1 protein-coding gene is annotated in these 296 nt (G+C 71.3%); it reads right to left on the bottom strand.

Annotation, left to right across the window (positions count from 1 at the left end):
* Window positions 1–296 (bottom strand): MFS transporter (locus tag CIC12_RS03895; RefSeq protein WP_168662350.1); only part of this gene is annotated, 296 nt, incomplete at both ends.

Consider the following 296-nt stretch of genomic DNA (forward strand, 5'->3'; position numbering starts at 1 on the left):
GCTCAGCCCCAGCCGATGCACCGCGTACGGCACATACACCGCCTGCAGGATAAAGAAGCCGAGGTTGAAGAACACCGCGGTCGCGAGCATCGGCCGCAGCAACTCGTCGCGCAGCACGAAGCGTGTGCCGTCGCGCAGTTCGAGCATGAAGTGGCGCGCGGGAGCGGCCGCGCGCGGCGGTTCGCGCAGTCCCGCCAGCAACGCGACGGCCAGCGCCGACAAGGCCGCCGCGCAACCGTAGGCCCAACCCGCGCCAATCCAGCCGACCAGCAAACCACCGACCGCCGGCCCCCCGG

This window comes from Paraburkholderia sp. SG-MS1 (assembly GCF_012275575.1).
In the GTDB taxonomy this organism is placed as follows: domain Bacteria; phylum Pseudomonadota; class Gammaproteobacteria; order Burkholderiales; family Burkholderiaceae; genus Paraburkholderia.